Origin of the sequence: Lacticaseibacillus absianus, assembly GCF_013407595.1 — a bacterium.
Taxonomy (GTDB): Bacteria; Bacillota; Bacilli; order Lactobacillales; family Lactobacillaceae; genus Lacticaseibacillus; species Lacticaseibacillus absianus.
Genome location: NZ_JABEKX010000001.1, coordinates 930940 through 945890 on the forward strand (window position 1 = coordinate 930940; position 14951 = coordinate 945890).

The window sequence follows — 14951 nt, forward strand, 5'->3', positions numbered from 1 at the left end:
CTCTGTTTTTGATTTTAGTCGAACAAACGTTCTCTTGATGGTGAGGCCATGCTATAATCGTTGTGAGAGTGTTTATGCTTTTCTAGGTAATAGCTGGTAAAATTATGAAGTAATCCATCATTTGAGGTTTAGAGAGAGATTTTGAAATGAGGTCGTTCCATGTTGAGAATGAGAATTGATATTGAAAGTCTGAAACTCAAAATTTCAGAATCTAACGAGATGTTCTTTCGACAACTAAGTCGAGAAGAGCAGAAAAAGATTGGACAATTTACGACACCTATGCCTGTTGCAGAGTATATGGCAGAACGGCTGATTGATGATGCCGACGTTTTGAATAATCAAAGTGTTAAGCTTTTGGATCCAGGGGCGGGTACCGGAGTTCTGGGTCTCGCTGTGGTTGAGAAACTATTTTCGAAGTATCCGAGTTGCAAAATTGAACTAGTAGCTTATGAGAACGAACCAATAGCACTCCGTGTATTAAAATCAAATCTTTCACTTACTGATTCGTGGGCGGATGAATCAGGGCTCAATTTCTCATATGAGATTCGCGAACGTAACTATATCCTCGAAGAAGATGGGCTGTTAGAGGATAGCGCATTTTCGTTTGAGTCTAACTATGATCTCGTGATTGCGAATCCGCCATACAAGAAACTCTTGAAAGATAGTTTAGAGGCTGATGCAATGAGCTTTGTGGTACACGGTGCGCCTAACCTATATGGATTTTTCTGGGTTAAGGCTGCGATTGAGTTACGTCCAAATGCTACATCAGTGTTTATTGTGCCACGATCATGGATGAGTGGCGCGTACTTTGAACGTCTTCGTGCCTTTATGTTTTCACAAGGTAGTGTCATCGAACTACATGCGTTTGAAAATCGAAACAATGTGTTTGGAAGCACCAAAGTTCTTCAGGAACTAGTAATTGTTGTCTTCCAAAAGAAGCGAGTCGATTTAGTGAAAATTTGGTCACACGACGACATTACCACTCTAGAACAAAGTCAATCTATCGTCGTTTCTCGTGATTTAGTTGTTGTTGGCGAGGAGCAGCGAGTTTACTTGATTACTAATGCGACTCAGTTAGCACTTGCAAAATGGGCTGTTGCTCTACCCAGTACATTCTTAGACTCAGGTCTGAAAATGAAAACCGGACTGACAGTATGTTTTAGAAACCGAGATTTGGTTGAGGATGAGCCTTCGGATAACAATGTACCCATCTTTTATGCTGACGATTTTGATGGTCATGAGGTTAGACTAAAGCGAGAAAATGGTCAGTATCTATCCAAGAAGCGCGCGGGTTTTCTTCAAGACAACGTAGATTACATTTTTGTTAAGCGTTTCTCTACTAAGGAAGAATCCCGGCGTATTCAAACTGCGTATTACGATGCAGAGCGCTTCTCGAAAGAAAAACAAATCAGTACAGATAATAAGCTTAATTTCGTGGTTGCAAGCTCCAGTGATTTGTTAAGGGGTGCATTCCTTGTTATGTCGTCAACGATTTTCGACGAATATTATCGGCTGTTGAGCGGAAATACGCAAGTTAACTCAACGGAGATCAATTCGATGAAATTTCCAGATGCGCATAGTCTAGCGAGTCTTGGTGAGAAGTATCAAGTTTCCGAACTCACACAAATGACACAAGAAAAAATTGATCAAATAATATTGGCGAACTTTGGGGTAGAAGCTTAATGGGTAAATTATTCGATGCTTGCCAGATGCTTAAAGATGTCGGTTTTGCAAAGTCAGTTAGTGAAAAGAGCATGGCGGCGCGTTTTATCCTGGCAGCCACGAAGGTTACAGAGGATATGAGCTGGTCACAGGCCACAAATTACGGTGTTCAGATTCATGAAGGACTCGTATTCCTAAATGATGTGTATTCCACGAATCTGAAAGAGAATACTCGTGAGTCCTTGCGGAAACTGGGTCCAAAGAAGATGGCCACCGTTGGCCTTGTAAGGGATAACGTATCCGAAGGAATTGCGACGAACTCAAAGAATTATCGCTGGTTTTTGTCTGATGACTTTTTTGAATTAGTCCGCCACTTTGAGGATGAGAGTTACACTGAGCGTTTGGTACAGTTCAAGGCAACACATCTTTCGCGTATGAGTCTTCAAGCTGATAAGCGCAACAAAGCGATGATTCCAGTTAAATATTCTGATTTTGAGTTTGAATTAACACCGGGGAAGCATAATCAGCTGCACAAGGAAATTTTAGAGCAGTTCGCACCGAGGTTTGCCGGCGGTGCTAGGCTTCTATACGTTGGAGATACCGCCGAAAAAGATCTGAAATTTGAAGAATCAGCTCTGGAAAACTTGGGTTTTCCGATGACGATGCATGATGTTATTCCAGATGTTGTTTTGTTTGATGAAAAACGTAATTGGCTATTCCTTATTGAAGCAGTGTCATCAGTTGGACCAATGTCGGTAGATCGGGTTTCTCGCATTAAGTCAGAATACGCCGGAAAGGCTGGCTTAGTTTTTGTTACGGCGTTTCAAAACTGGTCTGTTTATAAGAAGTTTGTTGGAAACATAGCGTGGGAAACCGAAATTTGGATTGCTGATTTCCCTGATCATATGATTCATATGAATGGTGATCGGTTCATGGGACCATACGAAAAGTAGAATGCTATAAATCAGTGAATGGGAGAGAGAATTATGACATTGTTTGATGAATATACTGAAAGTGTCAAGGAGATTCGTACAGATGCTTATTCGATTTCAATTGGTGAAATTGCAAATATGTACAAAGAGAACGATTTGATAATATCTCCAGAATATCAACGGTACTTTCGGTGGGAAATAAAGAATAAATCGGACTTTATCGAGTCTATTCTATTAGGTATACCAATTCCGTCTCTATTCGTATCGCAAGACATTGCGGGAACATGGGATGTAATTGACGGATTACAGCGCATCAGCACTATTCTGGAGTTTATGGGAATTCTTCGAAATCCTGAAAAAAATGACTTGCAGGTTTTCCCGAGCTTAGAGTTGGTTAGCACGAAATTTTTACCATCGCTACAGGGGAAGACCTGGGATAAAGAACATAATATTGGCGAAGAGTTGAGGCGTATCTTCAAGAGGAGAAAATTATCATTCATAATTGTAGATGGGAGTAACAATAACTCAATTAAGTACGAGCTTTTCCAGCGCTTAAATACTAATGGGCTTGCCCTGAAACCACAAGAAATTCGAAATGTGTCAGTCTTAATGTCTTCACGAAAGATGTTTGAATCAATTAACGAGATGAACTCTGACTCGAATTTTCAGCGTATATACAAACTTACTACCAAGAAAAAAGATGAACAAGAGGATAAGGATGCTGTTTCCGCCTTTGTTGTCATGCAGACGTTAGGTGATACCGTAGTAAATTCCGGTGAGGATATCAGTAGCTATCTGACTGAACGCCTTACACAGATTTCACCACAATTAGGAAATGATGCATTAGAAGAAATAAAAATGAAATTCAGGGAAGCTTCGTTAATCCTTGCTAGTTCGTTGGGTGATAATGCTTTTCAAAAGTGGAGTGAATCGAAGAATAAATACTATGGACCATGTTTGCGCAGTATTTTTGAGGTTCTGTTCCCACTGGTAGCAAACAATCTGGATTTGTTTAGAAATAACGCAGAGTTGTTAGTTTCAATTCAAAAAGGACTACCTACCCGGAAAGGGTATAAGGATGCGACAAAACGTGGGACGCGTGCAATAGTACGCTTCTCGAAGCTGCTTAAACTAAGTGAGATCATTGCTGATGAAAGTAAAAAACATTGAAACCCTTCAGGATAAAATTGATAGAGAGATGTTTTGGAGAAGAGAGGAAATTATACGGTTAAACATTCGTGCCAATCAACCTTCTGAGAATGCAACTGTTTTGCGAGCGGGATATCTGCTCCTATATAGCAGCTGGGAAGGATTCATTCGGTCGATTGCGAATTTGTATGTTGTGTTTGTCTTTAGTCGAGACATTTCTTTGCACGATCTTCGTGATGGATTTCAGGCAGTATATTTCCAACAAAGCCTTTCAAAAGTAAGAGAATCACCAAGCAGTGCACAGTTGCAGGAATTTATGCGAGAAATTCATTCAAAAGAATTGGAGAGGCCAACAAGAAAGTTGGTTGATACTACTGGAAAGAGGTTTATTAATACAGATTCAAATTTGAATTTTAAGCGTTTAGATCGAATTATTAGTGTTCTAGAGCTTCCATTAGATTTTTCCTTGAAAAAGGAATGGATTGATCGTGACTTGCTAATGATCCGAAACAAGATTGCTCATGGAGAACGATCCAATGTGGACGTTGAGATGTTTAATGAAACAGTTTCCCATGTTTTAGAGATGATGGATCTTTTTTCCGAAGGAGTGATGACCGCTGCTGAGACGGAATTGTATCGACGTGATTCTCTAGCATAGCTTCAGGATGATTTATTGCTGAAGATATTGTTATAATCGTGTTTTTTCAATCACGGTACTTCGGACTTCCTTCTGCATTTTATCGATGTATTTATTCAAGTACCGTCGATCCAGCCACTCCGCAATCTCTCTTATATCATCATTTCGCCAGGCGTACATTTGGATGATGTCATCCAGGTACGCCTTTTCCATTTTCTCGTCACCAGAATCACGCGCGATGTCTGCCTTGGCGAAGATGTTCTGTGTAAGCACCCAATAATCGACCGTCTTGCAAACTGAGAAGGGCCGCAATCCTATTTTTGGATTGCGACCCTTCATTGCTTACGCGGTTTCGCTAGTTGCTGGCTTTAGATGCTGATTCCAAGGTAAATAAGCCTCAGCTTGTTCCCTCGTTGGTGAGGCAGACAGTTGTGACAGCCCATGCAGAAGTCGCTCAATGTAACTTCGTGGATCCAGTCCGTTGGCTTTGGCAGTCTCAACGATCGTCATCCAGATCGCATTGGCTTCGGCCCCCTTTGGGCTGGTGGCGAACAGCCAGTTCTTTCGTCCAATCACGAAGGACTTCATGTTCCGCTCTGATGCATTGTTGCTCAAATCAATCTCGCCAAACTCCAAGACTCGATTAAGCATGCACCGCTGATTCAAAGCGTAGGTCAGAGCGACACCCAGTCGCGATTTCGGCGCCGGCGCGGCCTGATCACACCAAGCCCAGAACTGATCAATCAGAGGTTCTAGTTCTGCCTGTCGACATTTCAGACGCTCGGCCGGTGATAAGAGCGCCCATTGTGTCTCAAGGTGGAACATCTGGTTGAGCAGCTCTAGCGGTTTCGTGCTGGTAAATTTACCTTTAACCTTCGCTGCGTCGTCGTAGAATTTACGCCGAACGTGCGCCCAACAACCAACACGGATGACGCTGTCGCCAAGAAGATTATATCCGGCATAGCCATCACACTGCAGGACCCCAGTATAGCCTGAGTATATTCGCTGCGCGAACTTACCAGAGCGGGTGTTGCCATAAGCGTAGTAGACGACCTGCTGGTCGGCGAGGCGAATACTGCGTTCTACCCAGATGTATGATTTACTCTTTGCCGACTTACCCGGTTCTCTCAGCACTTGGAACGGTGTTTCGTCGCCTTGCAGGAACCGCTCTGACAGGAGGTACTCGTGCATCAGGTCATAGACTGGTCTGACGATTTCTGCCGCGTTGATTACCCAGTTTGTCATGGTCGTCTCACTGAGTAGAAGACCCGCTCGGCGCCATTCTAATATCTGACGATAAAGCGGTGTACCCAGCATGTATTTCTGATAGAGCAACTCAGCGACTAGCGACGAGGTCGCGAGACTGTGCGGGAACAACGCCTGCGGCGCTTGTCCTTGATACAGGTGACTCACACCATCCTCGAGCTCACATTCCGGACACTTGTATGTCTCTTCAAAGATACGCTCAACATACAATCTGCCTGGTATGTGTTGGACCACTTCACGCACGAGATGCTTGCCCACTTTAGCCAGCTGATGACCATGATCACACAGCTCACTTTTTCGAGTGATCACGGTTTCTTCGATGGGCAATTTTGGATCGATTGATTCACCGCGACTGCTTTTAGGCTTGCGCTTGGCTTTTACTACGACTATTTCTTCGCTTTGTTGCCCAGTCTGCTCTGGGTCGGTAAAAACACTGTTATCTCCCAGAAGAGACAGCTGATTAGGATCGGTCATCTTCTCCGAATGGGAGCCGTAGAGTTTCCGAGTTAAATACGCGACCTGCTCGGTGAGCGCCTGAACTTGTTTCATGAGTTCTCGATTTTGCTCGAGTGCCTGTTTGAGCAGATCTTCAGTCGTAGTGACCATGGGCGTAGCCCTCGATTCATTGATGTTGGGTTGAGTGTACCACTGGTGCGACGGGCTTTCTACCATTATTTCTTGGACAAAACTGGTTTACCGTCGACTCCAATCCCCAACCAGATAAAAGACGCTCTAATTGCTTAGCGTGGAGTTTCTTAACCTCATTTTGAGTCGTTGGCCACTGTAGCCGGCCGTCCTCAATTCGCTTGTAGAGCAGGATAAATCCATCGCCAGCCCAATATAGGGCCTTAAACCGATCCTTGCGGGTCCCGCAAAATAGAAACAGTGCCCGACTGTACGGATCCAGATGATATTCCTCTTGGATAACTCCAGCCAAGCCTTCAATACCACGACGCAAGTCGGTCTTACCACAAATCAAATAAATGCCGCTGAGCTTGTGGATATCAATGAGCATTGGCGAACACCGCCTTCATCAAGGCATCCAGGATATAGCCCTGGATATGGTTATACACTACAACCGTTTTGTTGGTGTCAATCTTAACTTGAAAGGCCTTGGTGGCAGTGCTCAGTGGCGCCCGCCGCTGGTCATCCTCTAATTTGATCCGAACAATCTCAGGTTTCTCATCCATAAAATTACCTCACCAATTTAGATTTGATGAGGCAATCATACTGCCCGGCAAGGGGCAATCATATCCGGTCTGTTATTGGGTGCTTACGTTCAGACTGCCACTGCTGCATTTCTGGGTTATCGAGCATCAACTCGTTTGGGGTAACGTTGAGGACATCACAAACCTGCATGATCGTATCTGCAGATGGCGTGAACACGCCACGCTCGATCTTGGAGACGGTTTGCTCAATAATGCCGAGCTCGTCAGCAAGGTTTTTCTGGGGCATCCCTTGAGCTTTACGAATACGCTTGATGTTCAAGCCAATCTTTTTTTCAATGTTGTCAGAATTTTTTCCAAACATTTTTTTCCTCGATTTCTTAGCCGTTTGAAGTCGTTTGAGACTCAATGAAGCCGTATGAATCTTTTTCAAGTGGGTACTAATGTTGAAAAGGTATCTACTGTTGAAGAAATTATCGCACTGACACAAGCTCTTCAGCGTTCCTCAACCCGCAAGCAGTCTTAAAATCTGAGAATTAAAATATATGCTGTGTACCCATTAGGCTGGATATTTTAATAACTCAGTAGTTCAGCCTCGCGAGAGACACTCCGGTATTCAAAGGGAGAAATCGCCCTTTGTTTACCCCTACATCAATTGGTGCTGAAGCGAAGAATAGATTAGTTATTTAGGGAGATCTCCGCAAGTTGGAGGTCTTTTTTGCAGGAGAGACAGTGAAGTTGAATGGTATTCTCCAACTTAAAGTCAATATCGTCGATGAGCACACCCGCCATGCACTTGTTATCGCGGCATCTAGCCAATAATATTGAGATCCTGTCACCGTTCGAATCATGGTTTCAAAACCTGTCCTATAAACCGTCTGTATATGGTGAGAGCGAAAATTTACACAGACCTTCCGGGAGGCCCTTGCAACGCATCGCTTTCGGTCCTCTAATAGGAAAGCAAGTATTAGAAGACATGGTGGTCATGCGCTTTGGAGTTCACGATTGCGCTACGTCCGCGCTGATATGGCTCGAGTATGATATACTGTTCTCGCTTCACATACTGGGATGTGCTGATATCGGTCACTAGTTCGCACCATGTTCCCTGCTTTGCGGGGGTGATTCCAGTATTTGGTTAGTGATAGTCGTAGTGAATGTGTAATCCCTGCAACTGCGGGGGAGAGTTTTGCTCATCTTTGTGAGATTGTTGAGGTTGCTGGCCACTATTTTTGGTTGTCTTTTTAAAATGGCCGAGTTAGACTTAATTAAATATACTGAACAGTATATGGTTTGTTAATTATACTTTTAGGACATCGGTCAGCGTAAATCATGTTTAGTCGGACGATGAGCCCAAACTCGGGCCAACGGTACTCAGAGTTTCTAAAGCTGATCTCACCTTTCTGCAGCTCGCAGTCAATATTCGGTATAATGGCGGTAATAAAAGTGTAGAGGGAGGCCGTTCATGGCACAGGGATTATCAGAACCGTTACGGTCGCTGCTGACGGCGATGAACCTAGGACGGAGCCAGGGGCATCCGCTGGCGGGATGGACACTACTGTCCATGCTGTATCGGGATGGCAGCACGGCCAGCGAGCCGATGACCATGAACTATCTGGTGGCCAGATACAATGGTGAGTATTTGGACCCGGGCGAAAGCCGGGTGACCGACGAGACACTGCGCGGCGTGATGAAGGTGCTGGTCGAACAGGCCCACCTGGTGACTAGCTCGACACGCCGGGTGCGGGAGCGGATGGATTCGGGCAAGTTCCACACGGTCCAGTCGGCGATCTATCGGATCAATGCGGCGGGCATTGAGTATCTCAAGGCGATGCAACGGGTGATTGACGCGGAGAACACGGTGGTGGCGTCGACCAAGCGGATCGGCGACTATATGGCGCTGATCGACAAGTTTCAGGGCTACGCCGGCATCTCGACCGAGTCAATGACGCTATATGAGGATTTCAATCGCCTGCTGACGGCTTATGACGCGGTGATGAATGGGTTGCGCAAGCTCGATGTGGACCTGCACGATATTTGTACGGACCTGGCGTTTGACCGGGTTGGGGACGCCGCCGACCATTTGCGCCGCATGCTTCACGATGAAGCGATCCCGGCCTACAGCACCATGATGAAGTCCTCTGGCCCGCTGGCGTGGCTGGTGGGCCAAGCGCAGTTTGCGACCATGGTCGCGGAATCGCGCCAGGCCGCGGGTAACCTGGATGTCACGGTGGCCATTGGCGACCAGGCGGCGCTTGAGATCGAGCGCCGGCAGACGGAAGCCTTCGTGACGCGGCGGCTGCGGCTGATGCTGCAGAGTTTTGACCCGACGACGGCGGTGATCCAGACCAGCTTCGATTCGATCTACCTGCTGTACACCACGCTGATCTCGGCGACGGAGCTGCTGGCCCGCGAATACGAGCACGTTCGCGGCCATTCGATCGACTTGCAAGCCCTGACGGCGGACATCGATCAGCTGCTGACGCAGGTGCACCGTATCCAGTTACCGACGCAGTTTCCCGCGCACCTGCCGATGGATCGGCTAGGTAAAGCCGAGATGGCGGAAGTTGAGGCGCTACCGAAAGACGAGCGGGCGGACCGAATGGCGGAGCTGACCACCACGGTGCGCAACGATATGTTAGAGGCGGGGAGCATGGAGCCGGTCACGCGCGCCGTGACGACCACCGAATCGCGGGTGGTGACGCTGGCGGACAATCCGGTCGTGGCCGTTGACGGGGACCTAGCCGGCGCTGAGCAGCGGGCTTTGGCCGAGTTCACCGACTTGGTGATGGTTTCGGCGGACACAGCGCGCATCGACCATGACCTTGGGTGTCAGACCGCGTTAGCGCGCGACGCCATTGTCAGCCTGTACCCCGCGACTCAGTATGCGCAGACCGAGGCGTTTGCCGCGTTTGGCCGGCCGGTGGCCCATGCAGAGGTGGCAGGAACGCAGGAGATCCACTTGCACTTGGTCGGGGAGGATTATGCAGTGGTGCTGCCGCATGCATTTGCCGTGACTTTTAGGTAGGAAGGAGGGCAACATGGCCAAACTCACGAGAGCTGAGCGGGCGGTGATCGAGCAGCTGCTCGCGCATGGCGTTTTTACCGGCACGAAAACCGAAGAGATGAAGGCCGGTGCCATCGCCGCACGCGACGCGTATCAGCGCCCTGAAGGACAGCGCCGCATCAATGGCTGGTTCAAGCAAGTGTTCGGCCGCACGCCGCTGTCGTTTCAGGACAACTGGGTGTGGCTCATGGGCTCAGACCAGCTGTCGAGCACTGAGATCACGGTGCTGCTGGCGACGCTGAAGGCCGTGATCAACACGCCGGCCGCCCAAGGGGTGGAAGCCGATCGCGTGATCGAGGCGCGGCCGGTGATCGCCAGTGTCCAGACGGCGGCACCGGGCCTGTCGGACAAGCAGGTCGGCAAGCTGATCGACGAGCTGTTCGTGCAGCGGTTCCAGCTGCTGACGCCGGATAACCCGGTGGATGCTGAACCCACCGCGGCCAGTCAGGTCGTGGACGAGTATTGGGATGTCTCGGTGGACTTCGTGGCCGTCGCGCAGCTGTTGGTGCAGGCGATGAAGGCCAGCCTGCAGGCGCCGCCGGCTACCGTAACGGCGCAGCAGCAGGTCAACGCGTATCTGCTGAAGCATCGGGTCATGGACAGCAGTGCCGGGCCATTGTGGACCACTTTGCAGCAGCTGAAGAGCCAGATCTCGGCGGCCTGGCAGCCGCTGCAGCGCTTCTATCTGGAAGTCGGGGATGACTACGCGGCCTTGCTGGATGCGGATCGCCGCGAGCTTACCTCCAGGCAGTACTTCGTCGCTCTGCCGGTGGCGCGGTCGTTGGCGTCGGGGTTGCCGGATGCAGCGCTTGGCACGCGCATTCGGCAACTGGCGCGGCAGTTGTACCCACAGGCCAACGTGAACCAGAGTCTGGTCAAGGATGAGCTGCGCCTGAACGGCCTGGCGACGCTTGAGCACGGCAGCTGGGTCGCCACGCCACTGGCCAAGCGCTTTGCCATTACATTGGAGGATGATGACGTTGGAGAATGATTATTTGCATCCCGTGAGCTATCACCTGCGCCACTTCGGGCAGTATACCCAGCTGGACCTGGTGGCGGCCACCGATGGCAACCTCACGTTGCTGGGGGCCAATGCGGTGGGTAAAACGACCCTGGCCAACGCGTTTTATCCCGTTCTGATCGACGGCTCGATCGCGACGCCCAACTTCAATCCGGCGCGCTCAAGCGACGCAGTGAGCGGCAGCACGGACCCGCGCAACACGACGCGCGACAAGCGGACCTTCAATTCGATGCTGCTCGGCTGGGGGCCGGCGCAGTACCAAGTGCGCACCGGGTATACCTACATGGTGTTCGCCTCTGCCCAGCGACAGGTGGTGCTGGGCATCGGGGCGCACCGGCAGACGGACGGGAAAAAGGCGGCCACCTGGTGGTTCGTGCTGGTGTCGCGTGAAGTCGCGGCACTGACCTGCGTGGATGACGCTGGTGCTGCCTTAGATAAGCAAGGCTTCATTGACGCCAACGCGGGGTTTGGCGAGGAGCTACAGGTCTATGACACTTGGCAAGCCTATCGCGGCGCCGTGGCGCGCGATGTCTACGGCTTCGATGGCGGGGAGGCGTTGGGCAAGCTGGCCAATGCCTATCGCCTGCTGGCCTCGCCGATCCTGACCGGTGGCAGTGCGCGGTTCGCCCCGATCCCCAACGCCCTGCGCATGGCGCAGGAGCCGATCGATCGCGTGGGCATCATCGAGCCGCTGGCGACCTCGCAGCGCAGTCTGAATCAGACCTTGGCCCAGCAGCACGAACTGCAGCTTGGCTTGGCGCGCCTGGATCGGATCAAGCAGGCGCAGTTCTGGGGCAACCTGAACCGCTTGAACGCCACCGACGACGGGCTTCTGCCGCGCCATGTCACGCTGGCGGCTCAGCGTGATCAGGCGCAGGCAATCGTGACCAACGCCTTAGCCACGATCAGCCAGTTAGCCGCGCAGCAGGACGGGTATCAGACGCTGCGCGAGCAGGCGGATGAGGTGCTGGCTGGCCTGCAGGAACGGCTCGCGGATCAGGCCAGCTTGGAGCGGCAACGCGATTATTTGGACACGCAGATCGCCAACTGGCGCAGTGAGCTAGACCTGTATCAGCGCCAGATGGCCGAGAAAAGCGCGGACGAGGCGGTGGTCGCCAAGCACCAGGAAGCGGTAGTGGCCCTGCAGCAGGCAGCGGCGACGCTTCGGGCAGACCAGCTCGAGCCAGTGATCGCGCAGTTGTACGGACTCTCCGCGAACCGGACGGAGCTGACCCAGGCGCTGGCCCAAACCGATGACGCGCAACTACTGGCCAGCCTGGCCGACTTTGTGATCACCAAGCAGCGGCAGCTCAAGGACTACCATCATCTGGCCGCTACCATCGCCCAAACCAGTGCGGATGTGGCATTGGTCGTGGGCATGCAAGGGGACATGGGTACGGCGATCGACACCCGCCTGACCGGGCGGCGTAACGCGAGCGTGAATGCCGCGCTGCAGACGGACAACCGGCAGATCCATGAAGCCGGTGCGGCGACTATGAACGCGCAGGTCGCGGCATTGCAGGCGAAGCAGCAAGCGCTGCTCGCAGCGGCCCCGGATCTACGGGCCATCATTGCCGCACCTGACTTGCTGGGGACGCTGCAGGACCTGCAGGCGGCCTTCGCGGCCGCGATGCAGGCGCTCGACGCCAACCGGCACGACGAAGACCTCGCGCAGGTGAAGCTGACGGCCGCCCAGGGGCAGCTGGACAAGCTGCTGGCGGCGATCGATCCGGATTTTGACCCGGCGGTCGCCGAGACGCAGATCAACGTGTTGACGGCTGAGCGCAATGACTTGCAGCGGGACCCGACGCTGACCGATCAGGTGGCCAAGCAGAAACAGACGATCAAGGGCCTGGATGCGTCGATCAACAAGCTGATCCGCCAGCGCGGTGAGGCGGAAGGGACCGTCAAGTCGCAACGGATCCAGATCGAGCAGACCACGCAGGAGTTGACCGTGATCGATGACCGGCTGGAGTCTGATCTGCGCCAGTTGCGCCTGTTTGCCCCGGCGGATGCGGCGTTGGATGATATTCTCGCGACCCTGCAGTTCGCCCACAGCAATGGGGCGCAGATCCGGGAACACCCCTTCAGTCAACTGGGGTCGGAGTTGCGCAGCACCTTGGATGGCCGCGAGCACGAACAGCCGCTGGACGTCTTGTTCGATCAGCGTGAAGCCCACGATCTGGCGGCGCAATTGCGCGGTGCGCGCACGGTAGAAGTCGGTGACCTGTTAGTGGTGCCAATCGACTTGGCCCAGGCCATCGCGTTGTTCACCGCTGGTCTGGACGACCTGGCCCGCGCCGTGGCCGAGCGCCAAAGTGGCCAGTTGCTGGCGATGCAGACCTACATCAACGCGGCGGCGCTCCACATCGCGCAACAATACCAGCTGATTCCCGAGTACAACCAGATGCTGACGGAAGGGATCGACCCGCGGGGCATTCGCCTTGAGGTCGCACTTGAGCCGCTGCCAGGCAGCACCGAAGCTGCCGTGGCCGAGGCCCGGAATCTGCAACTGACCGAGCGGCCGGCCCTGACCGCGCTGGTGCAGAACCGCATCGATCGCCTGGTCAATAATCCCGATCTGGCTACCGATGCGGAGGCCTTCATGGATGAGGCCGAGGCGCTGCTGGACACGCGCCTGTGGTCCGAGTTCAAGATCTACATCTACCGGCGGCACTCCGATGAGCGCGAGCTGGTGAATGACGCCTTCGTTCAATCCGGTGGTTCCGGCGCGGAGAAGGCGCAGGCTATGGTGCTGCCGCTCTTGCTGGTGCCGAAAATGCGCCTGCACCAGGCGGCTAAGCCGGATGCGCCGCACCTGGTGATGTTTGATGAGTTCGCCGACAAGCTCGATCCGGAAACCGCGCGGGCGTTTGCCCAGACCATCGATCGCTTCGGCTTCAACTTCATCGCGACCATGCCTTCCGGCGCGCAAACCAAGATCCTCGCTGATGGGGTGGCCAATCGCGCCTATGAGGTGCTAGCTCCGGATCGCACTGACGGCAAGTTCCACGCCAATCAGGTGCATGAAGTGATGCAGTGGCACGCGACCGACGCAGGGCAGACTGCAGAGCACGCGGTCGATGCTGGGAAGGCGGCAGAAGTGGGGGCGTCAGCGGATGAGTGAGCTTGAAGCGGCGTACGTGGCGGCTACTGGCCGCCAGCTGCCGATCCACGCTGCGGGCCTGGCGCGCTGGTTTGACCAGATGCAGACCGGTGAGCTGCTGCCACCGCGTTCGGTTCAAGCCGTCCAGGCCGGTTTGATCGGGCATGCGTTGTCTGACCCCAAAGCTGATCCGCCGCACTATCACTATTACACCTGGGTGGTCGAGCACCTGCGCAGCCAAGGGGTGGTCATCCACGAGTTATCCGCGCAGTTGATCGGGATGGCCTTCGTGTCTACTGGCGTTTTGGCCACCGACCTGCCGCAACCGCTGACACTGAACCCCTGGCAAGTCGCAGCTATGGGAGCTTGGCCGCTAGCGACAAAGCGCGCGGTGATCATCGAGAATAACGGCGTGTTCATCTGGCTGCATCAGCTGCATCCGGACTGGCCGCTGATCGCTCAAGGCGGGAATGATTTTCAGCCCGCGTACCTGAACCTGCTGACCGCGCTGGTGACCCGCGGCTTGAGCGTGACCTACCTGGGCGATTTGGACGCTACCGGCATCCGGATGGCGGACACCCTGCGGCAGGCGCTGCCGACCAGCCGCGAGTTCTTGGCGCTCCAGTCGCCCACGCGCGTGATGGGATGGCTGAGTGCGTATGGCAAGGATGACCCGCGGCGCACGCGGCGTCAGGCGGTCCAGGATCCGGAGTTGCGCATGGAGATGAACAGCATCGCGTTTCAGGGGCAGTTCGTGGAGCAGGAGCAGCTGCTGGACGACTACGAGCGGCTGATCAGGGCGTGGCTGGGGGAAAACTGAATAGTTGGGTTTGGACGGCTACACTTGAAGTCTTTTGGCGGGTTACTCTCATTAGTAGCTAAAGGCGGGTGAAAGTTATGTCGGGTACAACGGTGATATCTTTGCAGTTGACGAACGCCCAATATGAT

At 52.4% G+C, this 14951-nt stretch carries 12 protein-coding genes; 8 read left to right on the forward strand and 4 right to left on the reverse strand.

The genetic code is table 11. The features are described 5' to 3' along the window. The first annotated feature begins 159 nt into the window (after positions 1–159). The 4 genes from HII33_RS04005 to HII33_RS04020 are packed head-to-tail and all read left to right on the forward strand — an operon-like array spanning position 160 to position 4401. On the forward strand, positions 160–1683 hold the full coding sequence (locus HII33_RS04005) for an Eco57I restriction-modification methylase domain-containing protein (protein ID WP_246287261.1): 1524 nt from the start codon (positions 160–162) through the stop codon (positions 1681–1683). After that, positions 1683–2615, forward strand: a complete 933-nt coding sequence (locus tag HII33_RS04010) for a BsuBI/PstI family type II restriction endonuclease (protein WP_179394498.1) — start codon at positions 1683–1685, stop codon at positions 2613–2615. The genes HII33_RS04005 and HII33_RS04010 overlap by 1 nt, the downstream gene beginning before the upstream one ends. 33 nt (positions 2616–2648) lie before the next feature. Next, positions 2649–3764 (forward strand): DUF262 domain-containing protein, encoded by a 1116-nt coding sequence (locus HII33_RS04015; protein ID WP_179394499.1) that lies wholly within the window; start codon positions 2649–2651, stop codon positions 3762–3764. Beyond that, on the forward strand, positions 3745–4401 hold the full coding sequence (locus HII33_RS04020; protein ID WP_179394500.1) for an MAE_28990/MAE_18760 family HEPN-like nuclease: 657 nt from the start codon (positions 3745–3747) through the stop codon (positions 4399–4401). Before HII33_RS04015 ends, HII33_RS04020 begins: the two co-directional genes overlap by 20 nt. A 321-nt stretch (positions 4402–4722) precedes the next feature. Here HII33_RS04020 and tnpC read toward each other — a convergent pair whose 3' ends face one another. From tnpC to HII33_RS04040, 4 genes are read right to left on the reverse strand one after another with little or no spacing between them, the layout of a single operon-like run. Continuing rightward, the gene (gene tnpC / locus HII33_RS04025; protein WP_179394270.1) at positions 4723–6252 is read right to left on the reverse strand and encodes an IS66 family transposase; all 1530 of its coding nucleotides are present in this window, start codon (positions 6250–6252) and stop codon (positions 4723–4725) included. Between the two features lie 16 nt (positions 6253–6268). Next, positions 6269–6661: an IS66 family insertion sequence element accessory protein TnpB gene (gene tnpB / locus HII33_RS04030; protein ID WP_179394269.1), complete on the reverse strand. Its 393-nt coding sequence runs from the start codon at positions 6659–6661 to the stop codon at positions 6269–6271. Continuing rightward, complete coding sequence (locus tag HII33_RS04035; RefSeq protein WP_179394268.1) at positions 6651–6836, reverse strand: hypothetical protein; 186 nt, start codon at positions 6834–6836, stop codon at positions 6651–6653. Before HII33_RS04035 ends, tnpB begins: the two co-directional genes overlap by 11 nt. Positions 6837–6894: 58 nt before the next feature. Further along, positions 6895–7176, reverse strand: coding sequence for a helix-turn-helix domain-containing protein (locus tag HII33_RS04040; protein WP_179394501.1), 282 nt, complete (start codon positions 7174–7176; stop codon positions 6895–6897). A gap of 1098 nt (positions 7177–8274) precedes the next feature. Here HII33_RS04040 and HII33_RS04045 point away from each other — a divergent pair. Genes HII33_RS04045 through HII33_RS04060 form a run of 4 tightly spaced genes read left to right on the forward strand, consistent with a single transcriptional unit; the run spans position 8275 to position 14823 of the window. Next, entirely contained in the window at positions 8275–9837 is a 1563-nt protein-coding gene (locus tag HII33_RS04045) for a hypothetical protein (protein ID WP_179394502.1), read from the forward strand. A 13-nt stretch (positions 9838–9850) separates the two neighbouring features. After that, on the forward strand, positions 9851–10867 hold the full coding sequence (locus HII33_RS04050) for a hypothetical protein (RefSeq protein WP_179394503.1): 1017 nt from the start codon (positions 9851–9853) through the stop codon (positions 10865–10867). Beyond that, the gene (locus HII33_RS13775; RefSeq protein WP_246287262.1) at positions 10857–14024 is read left to right on the forward strand and encodes an SbcC/MukB-like Walker B domain-containing protein; all 3168 of its coding nucleotides are present in this window, start codon (positions 10857–10859) and stop codon (positions 14022–14024) included. Before HII33_RS04050 ends, HII33_RS13775 begins: the two co-directional genes overlap by 11 nt. Next, complete coding sequence (locus tag HII33_RS04060) at positions 14017–14823, forward strand: DUF2399 domain-containing protein (protein WP_179394504.1); 807 nt, start codon at positions 14017–14019, stop codon at positions 14821–14823. Before HII33_RS13775 ends, HII33_RS04060 begins: the two co-directional genes overlap by 8 nt. Positions 14824–14951: the final 128 nt, after the last annotated feature.

What these genes read in the sequence shown, in the direction of transcription:
- HII33_RS04005 (WP_246287261.1), top strand. Translation starts at nt 160, where the DNA reads ATGTTGAGAATGAGAATTGATATTGAAAGTCTGAAACTCAAAATTTCA.
- HII33_RS04010 (WP_179394498.1), top strand. Translation starts at nt 1,683, where the DNA reads ATGGGTAAATTATTCGATGCTTGCCAGATGCTTAAAGATGTCGGTTTT.
- HII33_RS04015 (WP_179394499.1), top strand. Translation starts at nt 2,649, where the DNA reads ATGACATTGTTTGATGAATATACTGAAAGTGTCAAGGAGATTCGTACA.
- HII33_RS04020 (WP_179394500.1), top strand. Translation starts at nt 3,745, where the DNA reads ATGAAAGTAAAAAACATTGAAACCCTTCAGGATAAAATTGATAGAGAG.
- tnpC (WP_179394270.1), bottom strand. Translation starts at nt 6,252, where the DNA reads ATGGTCACTACGACTGAAGATCTGCTCAAACAGGCACTCGAGCAAAAT.
- tnpB (WP_179394269.1), bottom strand. Translation starts at nt 6,661, where the DNA reads ATGCTCATTGATATCCACAAGCTCAGCGGCATTTATTTGATTTGTGGT.
- HII33_RS04035 (WP_179394268.1), bottom strand. Translation starts at nt 6,836, where the DNA reads ATGGATGAGAAACCTGAGATTGTTCGGATCAAATTAGAGGATGACCAG.
- HII33_RS04040 (WP_179394501.1), bottom strand. Translation starts at nt 7,176, where the DNA reads ATGTTTGGAAAAAATTCTGACAACATTGAAAAAAAGATTGGCTTGAAC.
- HII33_RS04045 (WP_179394502.1), top strand. Translation starts at nt 8,275, where the DNA reads ATGGCACAGGGATTATCAGAACCGTTACGGTCGCTGCTGACGGCGATG.
- HII33_RS04050 (WP_179394503.1), top strand. Translation starts at nt 9,851, where the DNA reads ATGGCCAAACTCACGAGAGCTGAGCGGGCGGTGATCGAGCAGCTGCTC.
- HII33_RS04060 (WP_179394504.1), top strand. Translation starts at nt 14,017, where the DNA reads ATGAGTGAGCTTGAAGCGGCGTACGTGGCGGCTACTGGCCGCCAGCTG.